This window comes from Achromobacter sp. SX5 (assembly GCF_056711425.1).
The window spans coordinates 1872367-1897184 of sequence record NZ_CM160041.1; the positions used below are offsets into that span (position 1 = coordinate 1872367).

20 protein-coding genes are annotated in these 24818 nt (G+C 69.6%); 9 read left to right on the forward strand and 11 right to left on the reverse strand.

Annotated elements, in window-relative coordinates; all coding sequences use genetic code 11:
• The first annotated feature begins 15 nt into the window (after window positions 1-15).
• The 3 genes from AC1M14_RS08845 to AC1M14_RS08855 all read left to right on the forward strand — a co-directional run bounded on the left by AC1M14_RS08845 (window position 16) and on the right by AC1M14_RS08855 (window position 5183).
• Window positions 16-1299: a Zn-dependent hydrolase gene (locus AC1M14_RS08845; RefSeq protein WP_102772423.1), complete on the forward strand. Its 1284-nt coding sequence runs from the start codon at window positions 16-18 to the stop codon at window positions 1297-1299.
• The gene (locus AC1M14_RS08850) at window positions 1296-2795 is read left to right on the forward strand and encodes a M81 family metallopeptidase (RefSeq protein WP_479731420.1); all 1500 of its coding nucleotides are present in this window, start codon (window positions 1296-1298) and stop codon (window positions 2793-2795) included. The genes AC1M14_RS08845 and AC1M14_RS08850 overlap by 4 nt, the downstream gene beginning before the upstream one ends.
• A 177-nt stretch (window positions 2796-2972) precedes the next feature.
• Window positions 2973-5183 (forward strand): TonB-dependent receptor, encoded by a 2211-nt coding sequence (locus AC1M14_RS08855; protein ID WP_479731421.1) that lies wholly within the window; start codon window positions 2973-2975, stop codon window positions 5181-5183.
• Between the two features lie 16 nt (window positions 5184-5199).
• Here the strand turns inward: AC1M14_RS08855 and AC1M14_RS08860 are convergent, their stop codons facing one another.
• On the reverse strand, window positions 5200-5796 hold the full coding sequence (locus AC1M14_RS08860) for a transglycosylase SLT domain-containing protein (protein WP_102772421.1): 597 nt from the start codon (window positions 5794-5796) through the stop codon (window positions 5200-5202).
• A gap of 69 nt (window positions 5797-5865) precedes the next feature.
• On the reverse strand, window positions 5866-7320 hold the full coding sequence (locus AC1M14_RS08865) for an MFS transporter (protein ID WP_479731422.1): 1455 nt from the start codon (window positions 7318-7320) through the stop codon (window positions 5866-5868).
• 98 nt (window positions 7321-7418) lie between these two features.
• Here AC1M14_RS08865 and AC1M14_RS08870 point away from each other — a divergent pair, with 98 nt between their 5' ends.
• Window positions 7419-8225: a helix-turn-helix transcriptional regulator gene (locus AC1M14_RS08870; protein ID WP_102772419.1), complete on the forward strand. Its 807-nt coding sequence runs from the start codon at window positions 7419-7421 to the stop codon at window positions 8223-8225.
• A 57-nt stretch (window positions 8226-8282) separates the two neighbouring features.
• Here the strand turns inward: AC1M14_RS08870 and acnB are convergent, their stop codons facing one another.
• From acnB to AC1M14_RS08885, 3 genes are all read right to left on the reverse strand, one after another.
• A complete protein-coding gene (gene acnB, locus AC1M14_RS08875; protein WP_111824653.1) occupies window positions 8283-10874 on the reverse strand; it encodes a bifunctional aconitate hydratase 2/2-methylisocitrate dehydratase in 2592 nt (863 codons plus the stop codon).
• Window positions 10875-11026: 152 nt separating this feature from the next.
• Window positions 11027-11923 (reverse strand): FxLYD domain-containing protein, encoded by an 897-nt coding sequence (locus tag AC1M14_RS08880; protein ID WP_479731423.1) that lies wholly within the window; start codon window positions 11921-11923, stop codon window positions 11027-11029.
• A complete protein-coding gene (locus tag AC1M14_RS08885) occupies window positions 11913-12794 on the reverse strand; it encodes an FxLYD domain-containing protein (RefSeq protein WP_479731424.1) in 882 nt (293 codons plus the stop codon). The genes AC1M14_RS08880 and AC1M14_RS08885 overlap by 11 nt, the downstream gene beginning before the upstream one ends.
• A gap of 257 nt (window positions 12795-13051) precedes the next feature.
• On the opposite strand from AC1M14_RS08885, the gene AC1M14_RS08890 reads away from it, so the two are divergent.
• Complete coding sequence (locus AC1M14_RS08890) at window positions 13052-13813, forward strand: TSUP family transporter (protein WP_102772415.1); 762 nt, start codon at window positions 13052-13054, stop codon at window positions 13811-13813.
• Here AC1M14_RS08890 and AC1M14_RS08895 read toward each other — a convergent pair.
• The 5 genes from AC1M14_RS08895 to AC1M14_RS08915 form a co-directional block, all read right to left on the reverse strand.
• On the reverse strand, window positions 13810-14250 hold the full coding sequence (locus AC1M14_RS08895) for a CBS domain-containing protein (RefSeq protein ID WP_102772414.1): 441 nt from the start codon (window positions 14248-14250) through the stop codon (window positions 13810-13812). The two genes, AC1M14_RS08890 and AC1M14_RS08895, sit on opposite strands and share 4 nt — an antisense overlap.
• A 103-nt stretch (window positions 14251-14353) precedes the next feature.
• Complete coding sequence (locus tag AC1M14_RS08900; RefSeq protein ID WP_102772413.1) at window positions 14354-15259, reverse strand: LysR family transcriptional regulator; 906 nt, start codon at window positions 15257-15259, stop codon at window positions 14354-14356.
• Between the two features lie 78 nt (window positions 15260-15337).
• On the reverse strand, window positions 15338-16549 hold the full coding sequence (locus AC1M14_RS08905; protein ID WP_209165185.1) for a CoA transferase: 1212 nt from the start codon (window positions 16547-16549) through the stop codon (window positions 15338-15340).
• The gene (locus AC1M14_RS08910) at window positions 16546-17550 is read right to left on the reverse strand and encodes an acyl-CoA dehydrogenase family protein (RefSeq protein WP_102772411.1); all 1005 of its coding nucleotides are present in this window, start codon (window positions 17548-17550) and stop codon (window positions 16546-16548) included. Before AC1M14_RS08910 ends, AC1M14_RS08905 begins: the two co-directional genes overlap by 4 nt.
• Window positions 17551-17560: 10 nt before the next feature.
• Window positions 17561-18709, reverse strand: coding sequence for an acyl-CoA dehydrogenase family protein (locus AC1M14_RS08915; RefSeq protein ID WP_102772410.1), 1149 nt, complete (start codon window positions 18707-18709; stop codon window positions 17561-17563).
• A 259-nt stretch (window positions 18710-18968) separates the two neighbouring features.
• On the opposite strand from AC1M14_RS08915, the gene AC1M14_RS08920 reads away from it, so the two are divergent.
• Together AC1M14_RS08920 and bktB are read left to right on the forward strand one after the other, a co-directional pair.
• Entirely contained in the window at window positions 18969-19763 is a 795-nt protein-coding gene (locus tag AC1M14_RS08920; RefSeq protein WP_102772409.1) for a crotonase/enoyl-CoA hydratase family protein, read from the forward strand.
• A 60-nt stretch (window positions 19764-19823) separates the two neighbouring features.
• A complete protein-coding gene (gene bktB, locus AC1M14_RS08925; protein WP_102772408.1) occupies window positions 19824-21005 on the forward strand; it encodes a beta-ketothiolase BktB in 1182 nt (393 codons plus the stop codon).
• A gap of 13 nt (window positions 21006-21018) precedes the next feature.
• Here the strand turns inward: bktB and AC1M14_RS08930 are convergent, their stop codons facing one another.
• Window positions 21019-21792 (reverse strand): IclR family transcriptional regulator, encoded by a 774-nt coding sequence (locus tag AC1M14_RS08930; RefSeq protein ID WP_102772407.1) that lies wholly within the window; start codon window positions 21790-21792, stop codon window positions 21019-21021.
• Between the two features lie 112 nt (window positions 21793-21904).
• Between AC1M14_RS08930 and AC1M14_RS08935 the strand changes: the two genes are divergently transcribed.
• Window positions 21905-22708, forward strand: coding sequence for an enoyl-CoA hydratase (locus AC1M14_RS08935; protein WP_102772843.1), 804 nt, complete (start codon window positions 21905-21907; stop codon window positions 22706-22708).
• Complete coding sequence (locus tag AC1M14_RS08940; RefSeq protein WP_479731425.1) at window positions 22705-24789, forward strand: acetate--CoA ligase family protein; 2085 nt, start codon at window positions 22705-22707, stop codon at window positions 24787-24789. The genes AC1M14_RS08935 and AC1M14_RS08940 overlap by 4 nt, the downstream gene beginning before the upstream one ends.
• The last annotated feature ends 29 nt before the right edge of the window (window positions 24790-24818 follow it).

The window sequence follows — 24818 nt, forward strand, 5'->3', positions numbered from 1 at the left end:
TACGAGGAAATCATCATGGAAATGAACGCACTGGAGGCCGTGAGCGGCATCCGCATCGACGGGGCGCGCCTGTGGGCGTCGCTGATGGAACTGGCGCGCATCGGCGCCACCGAAAAGGGCGGCGTGTGCCGGCTGGCGCTGACCGACCTGGACCGCCAGGGGCGCGACCTGGTCTGCCGCTGGGCGCGCGAGCTGGGCTGCACCGTGCGGGTCGACGCCATCGGCAATATCTTCATGCGCCGCGCCGGCCTGCGCGACGACCTGCCGGCGGTGATGACCGGCAGCCACATCGACACCCAGCCCACCGGCGGCAAGTTCGACGGCAACTACGGCGTGCTCGCCGGCATCGAGGTGCTGCGCACTCTGCACCAGCGCGGCCTCGTCACCGAGGCGCCGCTGGAAGTGGTGGTATGGACCAACGAGGAAGGGTCGCGCTTCGTGCCGGTGATGATGGGCTCGGGCGTCTATGCCGGCGCCTTCACGCTGGAACACGCGCTGGCCGCGCGCGACCGCGACGGCGTCAGCGTCGGCGACGCGCTGCGCGCCATCGGCTATGCCGGACCGGAGCCGGCGCGCCCGAGGGCCGTGGGCGCCTATTTCGAGGCGCACATCGAGCAGGGGCCGATCCTGGAGGCGCACGGCATCACCATCGGCGCGGTGCAGGGCGCGCTGGGCCAGCGCTGGTACGACATCACCATCACCGGCCAGGAGGCGCATGCCGGCCCGACGCCGATGGAGTTGCGCCGCGACGCCCTGGTGGCGGCCTCGCAGCTGGTGCTGGCGGTCAACCGGATCGCGCTGGACCACGCCCCGCACGGCCGCGCCACGGTGGGCTGCATCGACGGCTATCCGAATTCGCGCAACGTGATTCCGGGGCGGGTGTCGCTGACCGTGGACCTGCGCGCGGCCGACGACGCCGCGCTCGACAGCATGGCCGCGGCCTTGGCGCGGGCCTGCGACGAACTGGCCCAGCCGGGCCGCTTCGAGGTCGAACGCAAGGAAGTGGTGTACTTCCCGCCGCAGCCCTTCGAGCCGCGGCTGGTGCAGGCCGTGCGCGACGGCGCGCGCACGCTGGGGCTGGATTCGCTGGACGTGATCAGCGGCGCCGGCCACGACGCGGTCTACATGGCGCGGGTCGCGCCCACCGCCATGATCTTCGTGCCGTGCAAGGACGGCATCAGCCACAACGAGATCGAGGATGCGCAACCCGGACACCTCGAGGCCGGCTGCAACGTGCTGCTGCACGCCATGCTGCGCTGCTGCGGCCGCATCGAATCCGCCCAGGGAGCGCCGGCATGAAAGTCCTGATCGCCCGCATGAACCACGAGACCAACACCTTCTCGCCGGTGCCCACGCCGCTGTCGGCCTTCGGCGTGGCGGGGCCGACCTTCGACGCCGAGGCCTATGCCGAGAACCACGGCAAGCGCACCGCGATGGCGGCGTTCATCGACCTGGCCGAGGCGCGCGGCGCGCAGCTGGTGACGCCGGTGTCGGCCACCGCCTATCCCAGCGGCCGGGTGGCCGCCGACGCCTACGAAACCCTGTGCGCGCGCATCGTCGCGGCCGCGCCGGGCTGCGACGCCATCCTGCTGGACCTGCATGGCGCGATGGCGGTGGAAAGCACCGACGACGGCGAAGGCGACCTGCTCGAACGCGTGCGCCGCGCGGCGCCGGACGCGCCCATCGCGGTCGCGCTGGACCTGCACGGCAACGTGACGCCGAAGATGGTCGCCAGCGCCGATGTCATCGTCAGCTTCAAGACCTATCCGCACATCGACATGTACGAAACCGGCGAGCACGCCGGCCGCCTGCTGTTCGACGCCATCGACGGCCGCACCAGGCCGTTCATGGCCTGGCGCCGGCTGCCGCTGGTATCGCACACGCTGCGCAGCAACACCGGCGAGGGCGCGATGCGCGCAGCCGTCGAGGCCGCGCGGCGCGCCGAAGCCGCCGGCGCGCTCGGCGTCTCGGTGCTGGCCGGCTTCGGGCTGGCCGACATCCCCCATCCCTGCCTCAGCGTGGTGGCGGTGGCCGACGGCAGCCAGGAGGAGGCCGAGCGCATCGCCGGCGACATGGCCGCGTCCATCTGGGCCGACCGCGAGGGCTTTCTGTACCGCAGCGAGCCGCTGGCGCAATCGCTGGCGCGCGCGCGCCAGCTGGCCGAAGGCGCAAGCCGGCCCGTGCTGCTGCTGGACCACGGCGACAACTGCATGAGCGGCGGCACCTGCGACACCATGGACGTGCTGACGGCGGCGCTGGACGCGGGACTGGACGGCATCGTGGCGGGGCTGTATTGCGATCCGGAAGCGGTCGCTGCGCTCACGCGCGCCGGCGTGGGGGCGCAGGTGGAACTGCCGGTGGGCAACAAGCGCGCCATCGACAGCATCGGTCGTCCGGCCCGCCCGGTCACGCTGCGCGGCCGGGTGGAGGCGCTCAGCAACGGCGAATATCTCATCACGGGGCCCACCTACACCGGGCAGATGGCCTGCATGGGCCGCAGCGCCGTGCTCGACATCGACGCGGCGCGCCTGGTCATCACCGAACGCACCCACGAGCCCTGGGACCTGGGCGTATTCCGCAGCCTGGGCGTGGAGCCCACCGAGGCGCGCTACATCCTGGTCAAGTCGCGCATGTACTGCCGGCCCGTATTCGTGCCGATCTCATCGGCGCTGGTGGAGTGCGACAGCCCCGGCGTGACCAGTTCGGACTGGTCTCTGTTCGAATTCCGCAAGCGCACGGGCCCGCATTTTCCGATGGAGCCGATGGCCCCCGAGGATTACGACCCGCGTAGCTGATGACCCATCGAACAACGGGAATCGACGTTGCCCCACCACAACATTCACATGTTCAGTAATTAGTAAAACTAATGAGAACGATTCCGTTTTGTGTATCATGGCCGGGATGAATTGAAGCCCGGCCGATCGGGATTCTGCAGTTTTCCACTCAAGACCCGCCCACGCGGACATCCCGATATGAAGATCAAAGCCCTAGCCTGCATGGCAGCCGCGCTGCCGTGCTGCGCTTCCGTCTACGCCCAGAACGCAGCCTCTTCCGCCACCGGCCAGGAGCCGGTGGTTTCCATGGACGCCATTACCGTCGAAGCCAGCGCCGACGCCTCGGCCGGCGGCCTGGCCGCGCCGTTCGCGGGCGGGCAGGTGGCCCGCGGCGGGCGCATCGGCGTGCTGGGCACGCAGGACATCATGGACACGCCGTTCAGCATCACCAGCTACACCAACGAGCTGATCCAGGACCGGCAGGCGCGCAGCGTGGGCGACGTGCTGCAGAACGACGCTGGCGTGCGCGTGGCGCGGGGCTTCGGCAATTTCCAGGAGTCGTACTTCATCCGCGGCTTCATTCTGGGCTCGGACGACGTGGCCTACAACGGTCTCTACAGCCTGCTGCCGCGCCAGTACATCGCCACCGAACTGTTCGAGCGCGTGGAGGTGCTGCGCGGCGCTTCGACCTTCCTGACCGGCGCGGCGCCCGGCGGCGGCGGCATCGGCGGCGTGATCAACCTGGTGCCCAAGCGCGCGCCCAACGAACCGCTGACGCGCGTCACCACCGGCGTGTCCAGCGGCGGCCGCATCCAGCTGTCCACCGACCTCGCGCGCCGTTTCGGTCCGGGCGACAGCACCGGCATCCGCCTGAACGCCGCGCAGCATAGCGGCGACACCGGCATCGATGACGAACATTCGCGCACCAGCCTGGTGTCGCTGGGCCTGGACTGGCGCTCGGCCGATACGCGCCTGTCGGCCGACATCGGCTGGCAGGAAAACAAGCTCAAGCGCGCGCGTCCCAACGTCACGCTGGGCGCCGGGGTCACCACGGTGCCCGACGCGCCCGACGCCAGTTCTAACTACGCGCAGCCCTGGACCTATTCCAACGAACGCGATCTCTTCGGCACCGTGCGCGCCGAACACGATTTCAGCGACCGGCTGACGGCCTACGCGGCCTTCGGCATGCGCCGCAGCGACGAAGCCAACTCGCTGGGCAATGTCACGCTGACCAACGGCAGCACGGGCGACGGCACCTTCTACCGGTTCGACAACACGCGCGAGGACAGCGTCAACACCGGCGAGTTCGGCCTGCGCGGCAAGGCCCGCACCGGCCCGGTGGGCCACGAATTCGTGGTGTCGGCCTCGTTCTTCGACCTGAAGACCAGGAACGCCTACGTGATGGACTTCGGCAACAAGTTCCCCACCAACATCTACGACCCGGTTTCGTACGACAAGCCGGCGTTCAGCGCCGGCGCGCTGCGCGGCAACGACCTGGACGATCCGGCGCTGCAGAACCGCATCCGCCTGAGCAGCTACGCCATCGGCGACACGCTGTCGTTCCTCGACGACCGGGTGCGGCTGACGGCGGGCATCCGCCACCAGCGCCTGTCGCAGCGCGCGTACGCGTACAACACCGGCAACGAAAGCAGCGCCTATGACGCCAGCCACAATTCGCCGGCCGCCGGCCTGGTGGTCAAGGTCGCGCCCGACGTTTCGCTGTACGCCAACTACATCGAGGCCCTGACGGCAGGCCCGACCGCCCCGGCCATGGCCGGCGGCAAGCCGGTGCCCAACGTCGGCCAGAGCCTGCCGCCCTTCGTTTCCAAGCAGAAGGAAGTCGGCGTGAAGTACGAGGGCGACGGACTGGGCGCGGGCCTGGCGCTGTTCTCCACCGACCGGCCGCGCGCCATGTACGACGCCAGCAACGCGCTCACCATCTCCGGCAAGGACCGCCACCAGGGTGCCGAGCTGACCTTCTACGGCGAGCCCGTCAACAGCGTGCGCCTGCTGGGCGGGCTGACCTGGCTGGACGCCGAGCAGCGCGCCACCGGCCCGCCCTCCATCGACGGCAACCGCGTGATCGGCGTGCCGCGCTTCCAGGCCAACCTGGGCGTGGAATGGGACATCCCGGGCGTGCCCGGCCTGGCGGTGGACGGCCGCGTGGTCTATACCGGCTCGTCCTACGCCGACGACGCCAACACGCTCAAGGTCCCGGGCTGGACCCGTTTCGACGCCGGCCTGCGCTACATGATGGACGTGGACGGCCACGTGCTGACCCTGCGCGCGCGCGTGGACAACATCGCCAACCGCAACTACTGGTCCTCGGTGGGCGGGTATCCCGGCAACGGCTATCTGGCGCTGGGCGGGCCGCGCACCTTCTCGCTGAGCGCGAGCATGGATTTCTAGGGCGCGGCCCCGGCCCTCACCAGAACCACCCGCCGCGCGTCAGGCTGGCTTCGCAGCTCTTGTACTGCGCGCTGAATTTCTCGGCGCGCGCCTGGACCTTGCCCGACACCGTCTTGAGCCAGGCCTTGCGCTCGTAGCTGCGGTTGCGGTAGCCGGTCCAGCCTTCGTGATAGTTCAGGTACTGGCCGTAGGCGTCCCATTTGGAGACGCCGTTGATGCGCTGGGTCTTGTTCATGTACCAGCCCATGAAGTCCAGCGCGTCGGCGAAGTCGTCGCGGCTGGCGCCCCAGCCGCCTGCGTCTTTTTTGTAGTCGGCCCAGGTTTCGTCCTTGGCCTGGGCGTAGCCGTAGGCCGAGCTGACCCGGCCCCACGGGATGAAGCCCAGGAAGTAGTAGCGCGGCGGCAGCGCGTCCTGCTTGAACGAGGATTCCTGGTACATCATCGCCATCGGCACCGCCACCGGCGCGCCCCATTTCTTCTGCACCCGCAGCGCGGCGTCGTGCCAGTCCGGCTTTTCGCGGAAGATGGCGCAGATGTTCTCCGGGTTGGACGGCGGCGCGGTGGCGCAGCCGGCGAGCGCCAGCAGCAGCGGCGGCAGCAGGAGCCGGGTCATTGGCGGGATTTCCTCCGGGGCTATGTAGACGGGTGTTGCGATTGTATTGAAACGTATCGCAGTGCGCCGCTATCGACCCGCCTCCCGCTGGATGCTCGCCAGCATCCGCAACAGCACGCAAACCAGCAAGGCGGCGCCCAGGTTGTACAGCATGCCCGCCACGAAGGCCGAGACGTACTGGTCCGCCCGGGCCGCCGCAACGCCGTCGGCCAGCGTCGCGCCGAACAGAATGCCGACCGCCGCCACGCCCAGCGCCGCGCCGACCTGCTGCACGGTGGAGACCACGCCCGCCGCCATGCCCGCCTGCGATTGCCTGACGAACCCCAGCACCAGATTCAGCAGCGGCGTCATGATGATGCCCTGGCCGGCGCCCACCGCGATCAGCGCCGGAATCAGCCGCAGCGGCTCCAGGCCGGCGCCCGCGGCCGACACCTGCGCGATCAGCACCGCCAGCGACGCGGCATAGGCCAGCGCGCCCGCGGCGATGGCCCGGATGCCCCAGCGCGACACCAGCCGGGGCGCGGCCAGCGAGGCGGCGACGAAGCCCACGCTGCATGGGGCGAATATGCTGCCCGCCACGAAGGGGTCCAGTCCCAGTCCGGTCTGCGTCAGCAGCGCGAAGCACAGGAAGAACGAACTGGAAGTGGAATAGATCAGCAGCACCAGCAGCGCGCCCAGTGCGAAGCGCCGTTCGCCCAACAGGCGCATGTCCACCAGCGGCAGGCCGCCCGCGATGCGCCGCCGTTCCTGGTGGCGATAGAACGCCGCCAGCAGCGCGGCCGACGCGGCCAGCGCCCACAGGCTCCAGGCGGGCCAGCCCTGTCCGGGGCCTTCGATCAGCGGCACCAGCAGCAGCGCCAGTCCCAGGCTGACCAGCAGCACGCCGCTCCAGTCCAGCGCCGGACGCTGCGGCGCGCGCGATTCCGGAATGCGCCGCGCGGCCGCGATGGCGCCCAGGCCGATCGGCACGTTGATGAGAAAGATGCTGCGCCAGCCCAGCCCGAACAGATCCGCGTGCACCAGCCAGCCGCCCAGCACCTGTCCGGCGATGGCCGCCAGGCCGAGCGTCATGCCCAGCAGGCCGAAGGCGCGGCGGCCGTGCTCGCCCTCGAAATTGACGCGGATGGACGCATACACCTGCGGGAACAGCAAGGCGGCCGCCAGGCCCTGCAACACCCGGGCGCCGATCAGGAAGCCGGCGTCGGGGGCCAGCCCGCACAGCGCCGAGGCCAGCGTGAATCCGGCCATGCCGACGGCGAACAGGCGGCGCCGCCCATACAGATCGCCGAGCCGCCCGCCCGTGATCAACAGCACGCCGAACGCCAGCTCGTAGCCGGCCACAATGAAGCCTATCTGCGCGAAGCTGGCGCCCAGTCCGGCCTGCATGGCGGGGATGGCGACGTTGACCACGAACAGGTCGAAGATGGTGACGAAGCCCCCCAGCAGCAGCACGGACAGGCCAAGCCAGGGCGGGGCGGCGAGCGCGCCCGCGGGCGGCGCGGAAATACAGGAATGCGGGTTCATCTTGCTTATCCAGAATAGAGAGGCAATCATTCTGCTGGCCTGGTTAAGCAATTACAATTTAACCGTTTATGCTATTACTTAAAGCAATGAGATAAGCCATGCGCACCCTGGAACGTACCCGCGCCGACCTTGCCGCCTTCTTGCGCGCGCGCCGCGAGCGCCTGTCGCCCGCGGATGCGGGCCTGCCCAGCGGCGGGCGGCGGCGCACGCCGGGCCTGCGCCGCGAAGAGGTCGCCGCGCTCGCGGGGGTCGGACTGACCTGGTACACCTGGCTGGAGCAGGGGCGCGACATCGGCGTGTCCGCCGCGTTCCTGGAGAACCTGGCGCGCGCGCTGAAACTGGACGCCGCCGAACGCCGCCATTTGTTCCTGCTGGCCCACGAACGGCCGCCCGCCGAACCCGGCAAGACCTGGTGCGAACTGCCGCCGCTGGTGGCGCGCCTGATGCACGATCTGCCGCATGCGGCCTTCGTGCTCAATCTGCGCTGGGACGTGCTGGGCTACAACGCGTTGGCCGACGCCATGTTCGCCTTCGGTTCGCATGCGCCCGGGCGGCGCAACCTGCTGTGGATGCTGTTCACCGATGCCTTGCTGCGCGAGCGCGTGCACGACTGGGAAGCACAGGCGCCGTTGATGTTGTCGAGCTTTCGCCGCGATTTCGCGCGCGCCACGCAGGAAGCCGACATCCACGAGCTGGTCGACGAGCTGCAGCAGGTGTCGCCGGAGTTCAAGGCATGGTGGCGCAAGCATGACGTGCATGCGCCATGCAGCGGCGTGCGCACCCTGGCGATGGACGGCCGGGCCGAGCCCTACGAGCACACTTCGCTGACCATCGACGAGGACCGGCATCTTCGCCTGGTCGTGTATGCGAGGCAACCGGACGCCGCGCAGGGCGGCCGCAAATGAAAAACGGCCCCGGATCGCTCTCCGGGGCCGTCTTGCAGGCGCGGGCCTGGCGGGTGCTTAGACCTCGATGACGTCGGCCACGTCCTTGTAGTCGGCGATCTTGTCGAAGTTCAGGTACTGGTAGATCTGGTCGCCGCTCTTGTTAATGACGCCCATGTCGGCCATGTACTCGTCCTTGGTCGGGATGCGGCCCAGCTTCGAGCAGATCGCGGCCAGTTCGGCCGAACCCAGGTACACGTTGGTGTTCTTGCCCAGGCGGTTCGGGAAGTTGCGGGTGCTGGTCGACATGACCGTCGCGCCTTCGCGGACCTGCGCCTGGTTGCCCATGCACAGCGAGCAGCCCGGCATTTCGGTGCGGGCGCCGGCCGTGCCGAACACGCCGTAGTGGCCTTCCTCGGTCAGCTGGGTGGCGTCCATCTTGGTGGGCGGAGCGACCCACAGCTTGACCGGGATATCGCGCTTGCCTTCCAGCAGCTTGGAAGCCGCGCGGAAGTGGCCGATGTTGGTCATGCAGCTGCCGATGAACACTTCGTCGATCTTGGCGCCGGCCACGTCCGACAGCGTCTTGACGTCGTCGGGGTCGTTCGGGCAGGCCACGATGGGCTCGTGCACGTCGGCCAGGTCGATCTCGATGACCGCGGCGTATTCGGCGTCGGCGTCCGGCTCCAGCAGCTTGGGATCGGCCAGCCAGGCTTCCATGGCCTTGATGCGGCGGCCCAGCGTGCGCTCGTCTTCGTAGCCGTTGGCGATCATCCACTTCAGCATCACGATGTTGCTGTTGATGTACTCGATGATCGGTTCCTTGTTCAGGCGCACCGTGCAGCCGGCGGCCGAACGTTCGGCGGAGGCGTCCGACAGTTCGAAGGCTTGTTCCACCTTCAGGTCGGGCAGGCCTTCGATTTCGAGGATGCGGCCCGAGAAGATGTTCTTCTTGCCTTGCTTGGCCACGGTCAGCAGGCCCTGCTTGATCGCGTACAGCGGGATGGCGTTGACCAGGTCGCGCAGCGTGACGCCGGGCTGCATCTTGCCCTTGAAGCGCACCAGCACCGATTCAGGCATGTCCAGCGGCATCACGCCGGTGGCGGCGGCGAAGGCCACCAGGCCCGAGCCGGCCGGGAACGAGATGCCGATGGGGAAGCGCGTGTGCGAGTCGCCGCCGGTGCCGACGGTGTCGGGCAGCAGCATGCGGTTGAGCCACGAGTGGATCACGCCGTCGCCCGGGCGCAGCGAGACGCCGCCGCGGGTGCTGATGAATTCCGGCAGCGTGTGGTGGGTCTTGACGTCCACGGGCTTCGGATAGGCGGCGGTGTGGCAGAACGACTGCATCACCAGGTCGGACGAGAAGCCCAGGCAGGCCAGGTCCTTCAGTTCGTCGCGGGTCATGGGGCCGGTGGTGTCCTGGCTGCCGACCGAGGTCATCTTCGGTTCGCAGTAGGTGCCCGGGCGGATGCCCTTGCCTTCGGCCAGGCCGCAGGCGCGGCCGACCATCTTCTGGGCCAGGGTGTAGCCGCGGCCGCTGTCGGCGGGGTCCTTGGGCAGGCGGAACAGCGTCGAGGGCGCCAGGCCCAGCGCTTCGCGCGCCTTGGCCGTCAGGCCGCGGCCGATGATCAGCGGAATGCGGCCGCCGGCGCGCACTTCGTCGAACAGCACGTCGGACTTCACCTGGAACTCGGCGATCACTTCGCCGTTCTTCAGAGCCTTGCCTTCATAGGGGCGCAGTTCGACCACGTCGCCCATTTCCATCTTGGAGACGTCCAGCTCGATCGGCAGGGCGCCCGCGTCTTCCATGGTGTTGTAGAAGATCGGGGCGATCTTGCCGCCCAGGCACACGCCGCCGAAGCGCTTGTTCGGCACGAAGGGGATGTCTTCGCCGGTGAACCACAGCACCGAGTTGGTGGCCGACTTGCGCGAGGAGCCCGTGCCGACCACGTCGCCGACGTAGGCCACCAGATGGCCTTTTTCCTTGAGCGATTCGATGAACTGCACCGGGCCGCGCTTGCCGTCTTCCTCCGGCTGGAACGCGGCGCCTTCGCGCTTGTTCTTGAGCATCGCCAGGGCGTGCATGGGGATGTCGGGGCGGGTGGTGGCGTCCGGAGCCGGCGACAGGTCGTCGGTGTTGGTTTCGCCCGGCACCTTGAAGACGGTGATGGTCAGGCTTTCCGGCAGTTCCGGACGGCTGGTGAACCATTCGGCGTCGGCCCAGCTCTGCATCACGGCCTTGGCGTTGGCGTTGCCCTTGTCCGCCTTTTCCTTCACGTCGTGGAAGGCGTCGAACATCAGCAGGGTCTTCTTCAGCGCGTCGGCGGCGATGGTGCCGATTTCGGCGTCGTCCAGCAGCTCGATCAGGGGGCCGATGTTGTAGCCGCCCAGCATCGTGCCCAGCAGTTCCGTCGCCTTGGCGCGGCTGACCAGCGCACAGTTTTCCTTGCCCAGCGCCACGGCGGCCAGGTAGGAGGCCTTGACCTTGGCGGCATCGTCCACGCCGGCCGGCACGCGGTGGGTCAACAGCTCGACCAGGTTCTGCTCTTCGCCGGCGGGCGGGTTCTTCAGCAGTTCGATCAGTTCAGCGGTTTGTTTGGCCGTAAGGGGCAGCGGGGGAATCCCCAGAGCCGCGCGTTCGGCAACGTGTTGGCGATAGTTATCCAGCATGTGAGGCCTGCTCAAAGTCGGGTTGGAAGAAGGGTTGTCGGCCCGAATTGTAGAGGGAAGAGGGGGGCGCAGGCAAATGTCTTATATCTTATATAAGACTTGGCATGATAGACGTTGCTTAAGCGCGACCCCGGGCGGGCCGCAAGGCGGCGCTAGCGCGCGTCCGCGTCGTAGACGATTTCCACCCGGGCGAAATTGGCGCCATGCTGCTTCACGTGCGCCTGGAACGGCGCGCTCTCGCCGGGCTTGAGCCGGGACACGCGCGGCGTCTGGAAGGTGGCGCCGGTCAACTGGCCCTGGGCGTCGTACAGGCTGACCCACAGCTTGACGTTCTCGACCTCGGCCGCGCTGTCGTTGCGCACCCGTCCGTGGACGGTGACGTACTTGTAGCGATAGCGGTAGGTGAAGTTCAGGGTGCCGGTGCCGACCGCGGCCTCGGTGTTCTCCACGGTCACGGCCAGCTGCGGCCGCGGGCCGGGCAGGGCGGCGCGCTTGGCCGGCAGCCAGTCGGTCTTGACTTCGGTGTAGCGCTCGACGCGGCCGGTCAGCGCGACCGGCACCCGTTCGCCCGGATAGAGCCGCGCGGGCAGGCTCCACGACTGCCGCAGGTCCAGCGCGCGCGAGCCGTCGTACACCGTGATCTCGGCCTTGGGCGCCAGCATCACGTATTCCTTGCTGGTGTTGACCAGTTCGGCGTAGAGGACCGGGCGTTCGATTTCGTCGAGCAGCCGGCGCGGCGCCGACAGCTTGAGCGCGGCCGGGTCGAAGAGCGCGAAGCCGGGGTCCAGCAGTTCCTCCGTGCTCAGGCGCACGTGGTCGATGACGCGCACGTTGGCCGGGCTGACCCGCACGATGCGGGTGGCCGGGGCGCTCTCGCGCGGGGCTTCCTCGCGCGGCGCGGCGGAGGCGGGCGCGTCGGCGCGCGTGCTCCAGGGCAGGATGGCGGTGTATTTCCACAGCGCGTAGCCGCCGGCGGCAAGCAGGATCAGCCCCAGCGCGGCCATGGCCGGCCGGGACAGGCGTCCGGAATGGGAATGGCTAGCGTTCACTTTGCACCATGTAGTCGTAAGAAGCCACCGGCCTGTCGGCCAGCATTTCGCAGCGCGCGTCGAAGGCGGTCAGCGCGCCCGGCGCCAGCGGGCTGGCCGAGCCGTAGCCGTTGCCGATGCCGATCAGGGTTCCGTCGTCGGCGTACAGCATGACCGTGACCTGGCTGCTGTTGGCCGCCTCGGCGCCTTCGTTCTTGAGCAGGCCCACCAGGCGGTAGCTGCCGTCGTTGCGCACCAGCTGGACCCGGCTGGCGGTGACGGCGTTGTTCTTGCCGCGCGCGGGCATGGGCCTGGCCACTTCCAGGGCGTAGCGGGTGTAGGCCTTGTCCGGCGCCTGGATCGTCAGCGGCGCGTATTCGCCCGGCTCCAGCGAACGCGCCGGCGCCGATCCCGAGGCCGAGGACAGCGACAGCTCGCCCTGGAAGAACGAGGCAGTGACGCGCGGCATGTCGATTTTCCTGCCGGTCTCGTTGCGCACCATCATGACGAGCTGGCGGCCGCCGCGGGTCTGCACTTCGCGCACGTCGGTCAGCTTGACCAGGGAAACGTCGATCGCGGGCGCAGGCGCCGGCTGGCGCACGGTGCTGCTGCGGCCGCCTTCGGTCAGCAGCACCGCTGCCACCGGAATCGCGACGGCAAGCGCCACGGCGACGGCGGCCGCGGCCACGCTGCCGGAGCGCGGCTTGGCGGCCGGCTGCTGCATGTTGCGCAGGATCTTCTCCAGGCGCTGGGCGACGTTGTCTTCCACCAGCGTCACGGCATGGCAGTGGCTGCAGCGGTATTCGTTGGTGTCCAGCTTGGTGAACTGCGCGCTGCCGCAGGTGGAGCAGGTCAGGGTCACCGTATTGATCGTGGTCTGTCGGGGCGTCATGGGCGCAAGTAGGGGCGCGGATAGCGGGGCGCGAGCGGAAGGCAGGGCGGCAAGGATAGCGGACCGCGGGCGGGGCCGCGTGCATGAGCGCATCCATTTGTGACAAAACATGAGCGACGGTGCGCGGGCCGATGCTATCATCGCCGCCTGAAAATCGCCCATCCCCTAGTACGCCGTTCCCCCGTCGATCCGCTCCCATGCCGCCGTCCCGCGCGGCGCCGGGCAGAGCCGAGGCAGGTCAGGCTCTACCCCTAGCAATGAGTATTTCCCAACACTTGCTGTTCCTGGTTTGCGTGGCGCTGGCCACCTATGCGCAGACGATGACGGGCTTCGCCTTCGGCCTGGTGCTGCTGGGCCTGTCGGGCGTGTTCCAGCTGGCCTCCGTGGCCGAGGTGGCCAACGTGGTCAGCGTGCTGTCGCTGGTCAACGCCGCCGTCACGCTGGCGCGGGCCAGGCCGCAGGTGAACTGGTCGCTGATCCGGCCTGCCATGTTTAGCAGCCTGGTCGGCGTGGGCGTGGGCGTGACCGCGCTGGCGTGGATCAGCGGTTCCATGGCGGTGCTGCTGCAGCTGCTGCTGGGCTGCACCATCGTGGCCTGCGCCGTCCTGCTGGTGGCGCGCGCACAGCCGCTGGCGCAGGTGTCCTCGCGCGGGTCGTTCCTGTTCTTCGGCGCCGTGTCGGGCGTGCTGGGCGGGCTGTTCTCCAGCGCCGGGCCGCCCATGGTCTATCACCTGTACCGCCAGCCGCTGCCGCTGGCCGCCATCCGCAACAGCCTGCTGATCCTGTTCTCGGTCAACGCGATGGCGCGCCTGACCCTGGTGACGGGACAGGGCGAATTCATGGCGTCCTCGTTCTGGCTGAGCGTGCTGGCGCTGCCGATCGTGATCGGCGTGACCTGGGTGGCGCGCCGCTACGCCACGGCCGGCTCGATGCAGACCGTCAAGCGCCTGGTGTTCATGCTGCTGCTGGCGGCCGGCCTGGGGCTGATCGTGCCGGCCTTCAGGACGCTGGCGGGCTAGCCGCGTTCGCCGGTGATGTAGCGTTCGAGTTCGTGGATGATGAATTTCTGTTCGCTCATCACGTCCTTGACCAGGTCGCCGATGGACAGCAGCCCGATCAGTTTGCCGTCCTCGATCACCGGCAGGTGGCGGAAGTGCCTTTCGGTCATCATCGCCATGCAGTGTTCGCGAGTGTCGGCGCGGCCCACGTAATACACCGAGTCGGTCATGATGTCGCGGACCTTGGTGGTGCGCGACGAGCGGTCCTGCAGAACGATCTTGCGGGCGTAGTCGCGCTCGGTCAGCATGCCCAGGACCGCGTCGCCCTGGACTACCACCACGGCGCCTATGCTGCGTTCGGCCATGGTCTTGATTGCGTCGTAGACCGATGCGTCCGGCGAGACCGTCACGACGGATTGGTTGGCCTTTTCCCTGAGAAGCTCAGCAACTGTCTTCACGATGTGCTCCCGAATCGCTGGTGAAGTCGAACCATGCTCCATCCTAAGCCGGTCGGCCGTGTTGCCGCAAGCCGCCCGCTTCCCTGTGGTTTTTTCGGCTTGACTATTTCATCGCCTTGTCACGGAAGGCCTGGCTGGCCATGGCGCGCAGGTTGCGGGCGGCGCTGCGTTCGGTGGCCGGGTTCCAGGCCAGCGAAATGCCGATGGTGGCGTCGCCGGGAAAATCGGCCAGCGTCTTGTAGACCACGTTGGTGCCTGGATGGCGGCGGCCGCCGGCCGGCACCAGGGCCACGCCCAGGCCGCTTTCGACCAGGCTGAGCAGGGTCTGCACCTGCACCGCCTCCTGCGTGATGCGCGGCGTGAAACCGCGCAGCTGGCAGGCGTTGATGGCGGCCATGCGCAGGCCGGCCGCCTCGTCGGCGGTATACATGATGAAGGCTTCGTCGGCCAGGTCCGCCAGCCGGATGCGGCCGCGCCGCGCCAGCGGATGCGTCTTGGGCACGGCCAGCGCGAAGTTCTCGGTGGTCAGCGGCGTGAGCCGCACGTTCGAGCCCATCGCGACCGGCACGCGCACGATGCCGATCTCCAGCGTGTCTTCTTCCAGCTCCTGCATGATGCGTATCGACGTGGCTTCGCGCAGCACCACGTTGACGCCCGGATAGCGCTGGCGAAACGGCGGCAGGATGCGCGGCAGCACCGCGTGGGTGGCCGAGCCCACGAAGCCGATGCGCACCGTGCCGCCTTCGCCGGCCGCGCCGGCGCGCGCGGCCTGGCGGAACTGTTCGGCATGGAACAGGGCGCGTCGCGCCTCGTCCAGCGCCGCCAGGCCGGCTTCGGTCAGCTTGACGCCCTGGCGTCCGCGGATGAACAGCGGCACGCCCACGGTCTCTTCTAGCTTGCGGATGGACACCGACAGCGGCGGCTGCGACATGTGCAGCTTTTCGGCCGCGCGGTGGAAGTTCAGCGTTTCGGCCAGGACGAGGAACTGCTGCAGGTGACGGAAATCCATGGTGGCGGTCCGGTTGGGGCGTGCCACAGATGATACGGGCTGCATATCGTTTCCGGCATCGGTGCTATCCCGCCGCTATCAGGCGATCGCGCCGGCCGCGCGCAGCGCGGCCAGCGCCGCGTCGTCCAGGGCCAGCGCGCGGCCCAGCACGGCGTCGGTGTGTTCGCCCAGGCGCGGCGGCGCGGCGGGTTCGCGCGGCGGCGTGCCGCGCAGGTGCAGCGGCGAGCGCAGCAGGCGCAGCGTGCCGTGCCGGGCGTCGGGCGTGTCGGCGATCATGCCGCGCGCCGCGATCTCGGGCGCCTCCAGGGCCTCGTCCACGCGCCGCACCGCGCCGGCGGGTATGCCGGCGGCGCGCACCCGTTCGAGCCAGTGCGCCGTGCCGGCCTCGGCGAACTCGGCCTGCAGCATGGGAATGAGGCGCTCGCGGTTGAGCACGCGCGCGCGGTTGGTGGCGTAGTCCGGGTCGGCGCTCCATTCCGGATGCCCGAGCAGGGCGCACAGGCGCGCGAACTGGCCGTCGTTGCCGACAGCCAGGGCGAAAGAGCCGTCGCGCGTGGCGAAGATCTGGTAGGGCACCACGGTGGGATGGCCGTTGCCCAGGCGTCCCGGCTTGTGGCCGGCCGCCAGGTAGCCGGCGCCCACGTTGGCCAGCACGCTGACCGCGCCGTCCAGCAGCGCCAGGTCGATGTGCTGGCCGCGGCCGCTGCGCGCGCGCGCCAGCAGCGCGGCCAGGATGGCCTGCACGCCGTTCATGCCGGTGACCAGGTCGGTGATGGCCACGCCCAGCTTCATGGGCGCGCCTTCCGGTTCGCCGGTGATCGACATCAGCCCGCTTTCGGCCTGGATCACGAAGTCGTAGCCCGGCTCGGCCGCGCGCGGCCCGCTGCGGCCGTAGCCGCTGATGGAGCAATAGACCAGGCCGGGATTGATGGCGGCCAGGTCTTCGTAGCCCAGCCCGAAAGCCTCGAGCGCGCCCAGCCGGTAGTTCTCGACCAGCACGTCGGCCTGCCGCGCCAGCTCGCGCACGATGCGCTGGCCCTCGGGATGCTTGAGGTTGACGGCCACCGATTCCTTGCTGCGGTTGGCGCACAGGAAATAGGTGGATTCGCCGCCCACGTCGGGGGGCGACCAGCTGCGGGTGTCGTCGCCCTGTCCGGGGGCCTCGATCTTCCAGACTTCGGCGCCCAGGTCGGCCAGGGTCTGGGTGCACCAGGGGCCGGCCAGCACGCGGCTCAGGTCGAGCACGCGGATGCCGGCCAGCGGCAGGTCGTCGCGCGGCGCGTCGCTCATGCGGCCTCCTTGGCGCACAGCGCGCCGCGCAGGAACGACAGCGCATCGCCGCCGTCGGCCAGCGCCTGCGCGCCGATGCGTTCGTGCCAGTGGCTTTCCGAGCCGCCGGCCAGCCGCCATTCGCGCAGCCGCCGGGTGTAGAGCTGCAGGTCGTATTCCTCGGTCACGCCGATGGCGCCGTGCACGGCGTGCGCGATATCGGCCACCAGCGGCGCGGCCAGGCTGGCGCGCGCCTTGCCGGTCGCGGCCAGCAGCGGCGCGGGCCGTCCCTCGGCGCCCTGGAACGCCAGCTGCGCGGCCATGCGCGCGGCCCATACCTGTTCGGCCATCACGCTGACCTGCTGCTGTATGGCCTGGAAGCGGCCGATGGGCTTGCCGAACTGCGCGCGCTGGTTGGCGTAGTCCAGCGTCATGGCCAGCACCCGTTCCATCGCGCCGGCCATGAGGCCGGCATAGGCGGCCGCGGCCAGCGTGTCCAGCGCGCCGCCGCCCTCGATGCGCTCGGCGTCGGCCAGATCCCAGGACGCATCCGCCGACAGGCTGGCGTGCACGCCGCCGGCTTCGATGCGCGCGGCCTGCGCGGGCAGCAGCCAGGCCTGGCCGTCGGCCTGGGCCAGCACGTAGTCCGCGCTGCGCATCCAGGGCACGCCGGCGCCGTGCAGGCGTCCGTCGCGCAGCGTCACGCCGTGCGGGGCCAGCGCGATCGAGCCGGTGGGCTGCGGCCGTCCGGCGCGGCACAGCCAGGGGCGCGCCAGCACGGTGTGGGCGATGGGATAGGGGCACAGGTGGCGGCCGGCGGCCAGCACCACGGGCAGCGCCTCGGCCAGCTCCAGTCCGGCGCCGCCGTCCGCCTCGGGCACCAGCGCGTCGCCGAAGCCGGCGTCTTCGCAGGCCTGCCAGGCCTCGGCGGGCCGCTGACCCTGCTCGGCGCGGCGGATGACGTCGGGCGTGCAGGTCTGCGCGAACAGGCGTTCTGCCGCGTCGCCAAAAATATTGTCCATGAGTCTGTCCTTATCGAAGGCCAAGGCCGCGGGCGATGATGCCGCGCAGGATTTCGCGGGTGCCGCCGCGCAGCGAGAACGTGGGCGCCACCTGTTCCAGGTACGCCAGCGTGCGCAGCAGCGGCGGGGGAGGCGGCTGGTCCGGCCGGCGCGCCAGCGCGTCGCCGATCAGCCGCGGGATGGCCTGTTCCAGTTCGGTGCCCAGGTCCTTGACCAGCGCGGCCTCGGTGGCGGGGCTGAGCCCGGCCGCCAGCTTGCCGGCGATGGCCAGCGACATGGCGCGCAGCACCGCCATCTGCGACAGGATGCCGCCCAGCAGCGCACGGTCGCCGGCGTCCGGGTCCTGGCCGCGGCAATGCGTCAGCCAGCACTGCAGCAGCGCGATGCTGGAATACAGGCGTTCGGGTCCGCTGCGCTCGAACGCCAGTTCGGCGTTCACCTGGGCCCAGCCCGCGCCCTCCGCGCCGATCAGGGCGTCGGCGGGCAGCGCCACGTTGTCGAAGAACACTTCCGAGAAATGCGCATCGCCGGCCAGGTCTTCGATGGGGCGCACCGAGACGCCGGGCAGCGACAGGTCCACGATGAATTGCGACAGCCCCTGGTGGCGGTCCTCGGCGGTGCCGGACGTGCGCACCAGCGCGATCATATAGTGCGAGCGGTGCGCGTTGGTGGTCCAGATCTTGCTGCCGTTCAGGCGCCAGCCGCCGGCGGCCGGTTCGGCGCGCGTGCGGATGCTGGCCAGGTCCGAGCCCGATCCCGGCTCGCTCATGCCGATGCAGAAGAACGCTTCGGCGCGGCAGATGCGGGGCAGGTAGAACGCCTGCTGCGCGGGCGTGCCGTACTTGAGGATCAGGGGCGCGCTCTGGCGGTCGGCGATCCAGTGCGCCGAGACCGGGGCGCCGGCGGCCAGCAGCTCTTCGGACAGGACGAAGCGCGCGAAATGGCCGCGCGCCGATCCGCCATGCTCGCGCGGCAGCGTCAGCCCCAGCCAGCCGCGTTCGGCCAGGCGCCGGCTGAATTCGGCGTCGTAGCCCATCCACGAGCGGGCGCGCGCGTCGGGTTCGAGTCCGTCCAGCGTCTGCGCCAGGAAGTCCCGGACCTCGGCGCGCAAGGCTTCGTCTTCGGGCGGGATGGCGGTAAGTTCCAGCGTATCTATCATGGGGCGCTCCGATGCAGGCCAGGCGCCGCAGCATGGCGCCGGGCTTCACTATCGATGAGCGTGGTGAAAGCTGTCCAATATTATTTTTTTGATTTCCGATATCGGTTTCGAATCAAATGAGCAAGGATGGCCGATACCGATCCCGTATCGGGATGGAAAAATTTAATATTGGACGGCAACCTCCCGCATCCCTACGCTGATGGAGGGGGCGCGCGTCGCGTCGCCCGGCTGGCATTTTTCATCGAACAGGAGGAGATCCATGACGGATCTGGTGCAGTACGAGCAGCGCGCCGACGGCGTGGTCACCTTGACCTTGAACGATCCCAAGACCCGCAACGCCCTGACCGGCAGCACGATGGTGGACGAACTGCTGGCGGCGTTCGCGCGGATCGAACGCGACCCCGAAGTCCGGGTGCTGGTGATCACCGCGGCCGGCAGCGTGTTTTCGTCGGGCGGCAACGTCAACGACATGCAGCGCCAGATCGGCCCGGAAGTCGGCAGCGCGGCGCTGCGCCAGGAATACCGCCACGGCATCCAGCGCCTGCCGCTGGCGCTGCATGCGCTGGAAGTCCCGACCATCGCCGCGGTCAACGGCCCGGCCATCGGCGCGGGCTGCGACCTGGCCTGCATGTGCGACGTGCGCATCGCGGCCGAGGAAGCCGCCTTCGCCGAGAGCTTCGTGAAGCTGGGCATCGTGCCCGGAGACGGCGGCGCCTGGTTCCTGCCGCGCCTGATCGGCATGGCGCGCGCGGCCGAGATGTCCTTCACCGGCGACGCCATCGACGCGCGCACCGCGGCCGAATGGGGCCTGGTCTCGCGCGTGGTGCCGGCGGCCGAACTGCTGCCCGCGGCGCATGCGCTGGCCGCGCGCATGGCGGCCAATTCGCCCGACGCGGTGCGCCTGACCAAGCGCCTGCTGCGCGAAAGCCAGCACGCGCGCCTGGACACGCTGCTGGAGCTGTCGGCGGCCTATCAGGCGCTCGCCCACAAGACGCCGGCGCACGCGCAGGCGGTGCAGGAATTCGTCGCGCGCCGCGCCGCGCGCAAGGCCTGAACGGCAGACGCGGGGCCGGGCGCGGCAGTATGATGGGAAGCATCACAAGGAGGAAACACCATGAATGAAGTCATCGTCGCGTCCGCCATGCGCACCGCCATCGGCGATTTCGGAGGCGCGCTGAAAGACGTGCCGCCGTGCGACCTGGGCGCCACCGTCATCAAGGCCGCGCTCGAACGCGCCGGCGTCAAGGGCGACGAGGTCGGCCACGTCGCGGTCGGCCATGTCATCAACACCGAGCCGCGCGACATGTACCTGTCGCGCGTGGCCGCCATGAACGCCGGCATCTCCAAGGAAACCCCGGCCTTCAACGTCAACCGCCTGTGCGGCTCGGGCCTGCAGGCCATCGTGTCGGCGGCCCAGACCATCATGCTGGGCGACGCCGACATCGCCATCGGCGCCGGCGCCGAAAGCATGAGCCGCGCGCCCTACATCGCCCCGGCCCAGCGCTGGGGCGCGCGCATGGGCGACAGCGTCATGCTGGACATGATGACCGGCGCGCTGTCCGATCCCTTCGGCCGCATGCACATGGGCGTGACCGCCGAGAACGTGGCGGCGCGCTTCGACATCAGCCGCCAGGACCAGGACGCGGTGGCCGCCGAATCGCACCGCCGCGCCGCGGCCGCGATCGACGCCGGCTATTTCCGCGACCAGATCGTGCCGGTGGTGTTGAAGTCGCGCAAGGGCGAGGTCGTGTTCGACACCGACGAGCACGTGCGCCGCGACGTCTCCGCCGACAGCCTGGCCACGCTCAAGCCGGTGTTCAAGAAAGAAAACGGCACCGTCACGGCGGGCAACGCCTCGGGCCTGAACGACGGCGCGGGCGCCGTGGTGCTGATGAACGCCTCGGTCGCGGCCAAGCGCGGCATCAAGCCGCTGGCCCGCCTGGTGGCCTACGCCCACGCCGGCGTGGACCCGGAAATCATGGGCATCGGCCCGGTGCCGGCCACCCAGGCCGCGCTCAAGCGCGCCGGCCTGACCGTGGACCAGCTCGACGTGATCGAAGCCAACGAAGCCTTCGCGGCCCAGGCCTGCGCGGTGACGCGCGAGCTGAAGCTGGACCCGGCCAAGGTCAACCCCAACGGCAGCGGCATCGGCCTGGGCCACCCCATCGGCGCGACCGGCGCCATCATCACCGTCAAGGCGCTGCACGAACTGCAGCGCGTGGGCGGCCGTTATGCGCTGGTGACGATGTGCATCGGCGGCGGGCAGGGCATCGCCGCGATCTTCGAGCGCATCTGACCGCAGCCAGGTCTCAGGCGGGGGACGCGTAGTCGCGCGCCCACGCCTGGCATTCCGCCTGCAGCAGCGCGCCCATCTGCGCCCGCCGGGGCGCGTCCAGCCGGCTGCTGATCGCGCCGAAGCTGAAAGCCACCCACGTCAGTTCCGACACCTGGAACGCCACGCCCACGCCGGAGACGCCCGGCGTGATGGTGTCCACGATCTCCGAATGGCCCGCCTTGCGGGTCTGCCTGACCGCCTGCATCAGCGCCGCGCCGGTGACGCCGCTTTGCGCGTAGCCGGCGGCATGGCGCGCGTACAGCGCGGCGATTTCCTCGTCCGGCAGGGCGGCCATCAGCGCCAGCCCGCCGGCGCCCACGCCCAGCAGACGCCGCTCCCCCTGGTCGGTGGTGAACACCTTCACCGGAAACGAGCCGGCCTCGCGCAGCAGGCACAGCGCGTAATCGCCCTGGCGTATCACCAGGAACACCGTATCGCCCGATAGCCGCGCCAGCCTTTGCGCGAACGGCCGCAGCGCGTCCAGCAGCGGCGCGCGCCGCAGCGCCGCGAAGCCGAGCTGCATGGAATCCACGCCCAGGCGGTAGCGCCGGGTGCCGGGATCGCGCTCGGCGAATTGTTCCTCAAGCAGGCTGCTCAGCAGGCGGTGCGCGGTCGAGCGCTCCAGCCCGGTGGCGGCCATCACGCCTTGCAGATCGATGCCTTCTTCCTGGTGCTGGGCCAGCACGCGCAGCAGGGCCAGCGCCCGCCGCATGCTTTGGGTTCCGCCGGTTGACGCCTGTTTGTTCATAATGTGGGAAAAAATTGATGAATATTTTGTATTTTAGGATTCCGGGTGCGTTAATTCAATCCAACGGACCGCGCCGCCCTCGATGGCGCGGCAAGACAAGGACGAGGAGACCATGGAATACGCCACCCTGGCCGTCGATCGGTACGACGCCGTATGCCGCATCAGCCTGGCGCGCGAGTCCGCGCGCAATGCCCAGAGCCAGCAGATGCTGGACGAACTCGACGACGCCCTGACCCGGGCCGAGCAGGACGACTCGGTGCGGGTCGTGGTCCTGGCGGGCCGCGGCGCGCATTTCTCGGCCGGGCACGACCTCAAGGAAGCCCAGGCCAAGCGCGCCGACTTCACGGTGGAAGAGCGCTGGGAATATGAATCGCGCCGCTACTACGGCTATTGCATGCGCATCTGGGACTTTCCCAAGCCCACCGTGGCGCAGGTGCAGGGCGCCTGCGTGGCCGGCGGATTCATGATCGCCAATATGTGCGACCTGGTGGTCTGCGCCGACAACGCCTATTTTTCCGACCCCGTCGGCCACACGCTGGCGGCCGCGGCCACCGAGGTGCTGATCCATCCCTGGGTGATGGGGCTGCGCAAGGCCAAGGAAATGCTCTACACGGGCGAGAAGGTCGACGCCCAGGAAGCGCTGCGGATCGGCATGGTCAATCGCGTGGTGCCCGAGGCCGAGCTGGAGGCCGCGACGCTGGCGCTGGCGCAGCGCATCGCCCAGGCGCCGCCTTTCGGCCTGCGCCTGATCAAGCGTTCGCTCAACCGCACCGCCGACGCCCAGGGTTTGCGCACGGCGCTGTCGGCGCACTTCGATACGCACCAGCTGTCGCACATGAGCGAAGAATTCCGCGCCGTGCGCGACCGTGGACTGGCCCAGGCCATCCAGCGCAACAAGGAGGGCAAGACGGCATGACCCTCAGCCTGGACCCCTTGCTCAATCCGCGCTCCATCGCGATGATCGGCGCTAGCGCCGATCCCGGGCGCATCGGCGGCATGCCGCTGGACCTGCTGACCCGCTTCGGCTACGAGGGCGGCATCTATCCGGTGAACCCGAAGTACCAGGAAGTGTTCGGCCAGCGCTGCTGGCCCGATATCGAATCTGTGCCCGAGGCCGTGGACCTGGCGGTGCTGGCGATCGCGGCCGCCGACGTGACGCCCATGCTGCGCCGCTGCCATGCCAAGGGCGTGCGGGCCGCCATCGTCTACGCCGCGGGCTTCGCCGAGGCTGGCGGGGAGGGCGCGCGCCTGCAGCAGGAGCTGGAAGCCTTCGTGGCCGAGAGCGGCATGGCCGTGGCCGGGCCGAACTGCATGGGCTTCGCCAATCTCAACACCCAGGCCTATACCGCGTTCGCTTCGGTCTTCAAGACGTCGCCCCGGCAAAGCGGGCCGGGCAACGTCAGCCTGCTGACGCAAAGCGGCAACGTGTGCGCCGCGGTCTACGCCATCGCGCGCAGGCTGGACCTGCCGTTCTCGCATTTCATCAACACCGGCAACGAGGCCTGCCTGGATTTCTCGCAGTACCTCGAATACCTGGCCGCCGATCCGCAGACCGAAATCGTGCTGGGCTATATCGAACAGCTGCGCGACGGCGAACGCTTCGTGCGCGCCTGCCGCGAGCTGGAGCGCCAGGGCAAGCTGCTGATCGCGCTCAAGGCCGGCACCACGGACAAGGGCGCGCAGGCGGTGCAGTCGCACACCTCGGCGCTGGCAGGCGACCGGCGCGTGTACGGCGCGGCCTTCCGCCAGCTCAACGTGATCGAGGCCACCGACTTCGCGCAGATGGCGCACCTGGCCAGCCTGGCGACGCTGCGCCACCGCAGCGCGGGCAAGCGCGTCGCGGTGCTGACCATGTCGGGCGCGCTGGGCGCCATCCTGGCCGACAAGTTCATCGGCGCCGGGCTGGAACTGCCCGACCTGCCGGCCGATCTGCAGGCGGTGCTGCGCGGCGGCATCCCGGACTACGGCATGGTGGGCAACCCGGTGGACGTGACCGGCAACGTGGTCAACGATCCCGAATTCGTGCGCACCGCGCTGCAGGCGCTGGCCACCAGCGACGCGATCGACGCCGTGGTGGTGTATGCGCCCGGCTACATGCTGGACCGCATGGCCGACGCCCTGGCCGAGGTGTCGCGCCAGCATCCGCGGCTGTTCGTGGCCATCGACACCGGCCTGGCCCAGAGCCGCGCCGCGCTGCGCGAGGCCGGGGTGGCGGTGTTCGAAGACCTGGGCCTGGCGGTCTCGGCGCTGGCGCCCTACCTGCTGTGGTGCGAGGCGCGCGGCGCCCGCCGCATCGCCGCCGCGCCGGCGGCCGTGCCGGCCGCGGTGCCGGCCCTGCCTTGCAACGAGGCCGACGCCCGCGCCTACGTGGCCGCCTTCGGCCTGCCGCAGGCCCGGGCGGGCGCCGCGCGCAGCGCCGACGAGGCCGTGGCGGACGCGCGCGCTGCCGGTTATCCGGTGGCCTTGAAGATCCTCAGCGCCGACATCGCGCACAAGACCGAGGTCGGCGGCGTGGCCCTGAACCTGGCCGACGACGCGGCCGTGCGCGCCGCCTACGACGCGGTCACGCAGGCTGCGGCGCGGGCCCAGCCCGATGCGCGCATCGACGGCGTGCTGGTGCAGAAGATGGAACGCGGCGTCGCCGAGATCATCGTGGGCGCGACCCGCGATCCGGTGTTCGGCCCGGTGCTGACGGTGGGCCTGGGCGGCGTGCTGACCGAGCTGTACCAGGACACCAGCCATCGCCTGCTGCCGGTGGACGAGGACATCGCCCTGCAGATGCTGCGCGAACTGAAGGCGTTCGCGCTGCTGGACGGCTACCGCGGCAAGCCGCGCGCCGACCTGGCGGCCGCCTGCCGCAGCATCGTGGCCGTGGGCAACGCCCTGCTGGCCGCGCCGGCGGCCGTGTCGGAAATCGAAGTCAATCCCTTGCTGATCAAAGAGGCGGGACAAGGCGTCGCGGTGCTGGACGCCCTGATTCTGCCCGTAACCCCGTAGCGCGCAGGCGCTCACCGTAATCCCAGGAG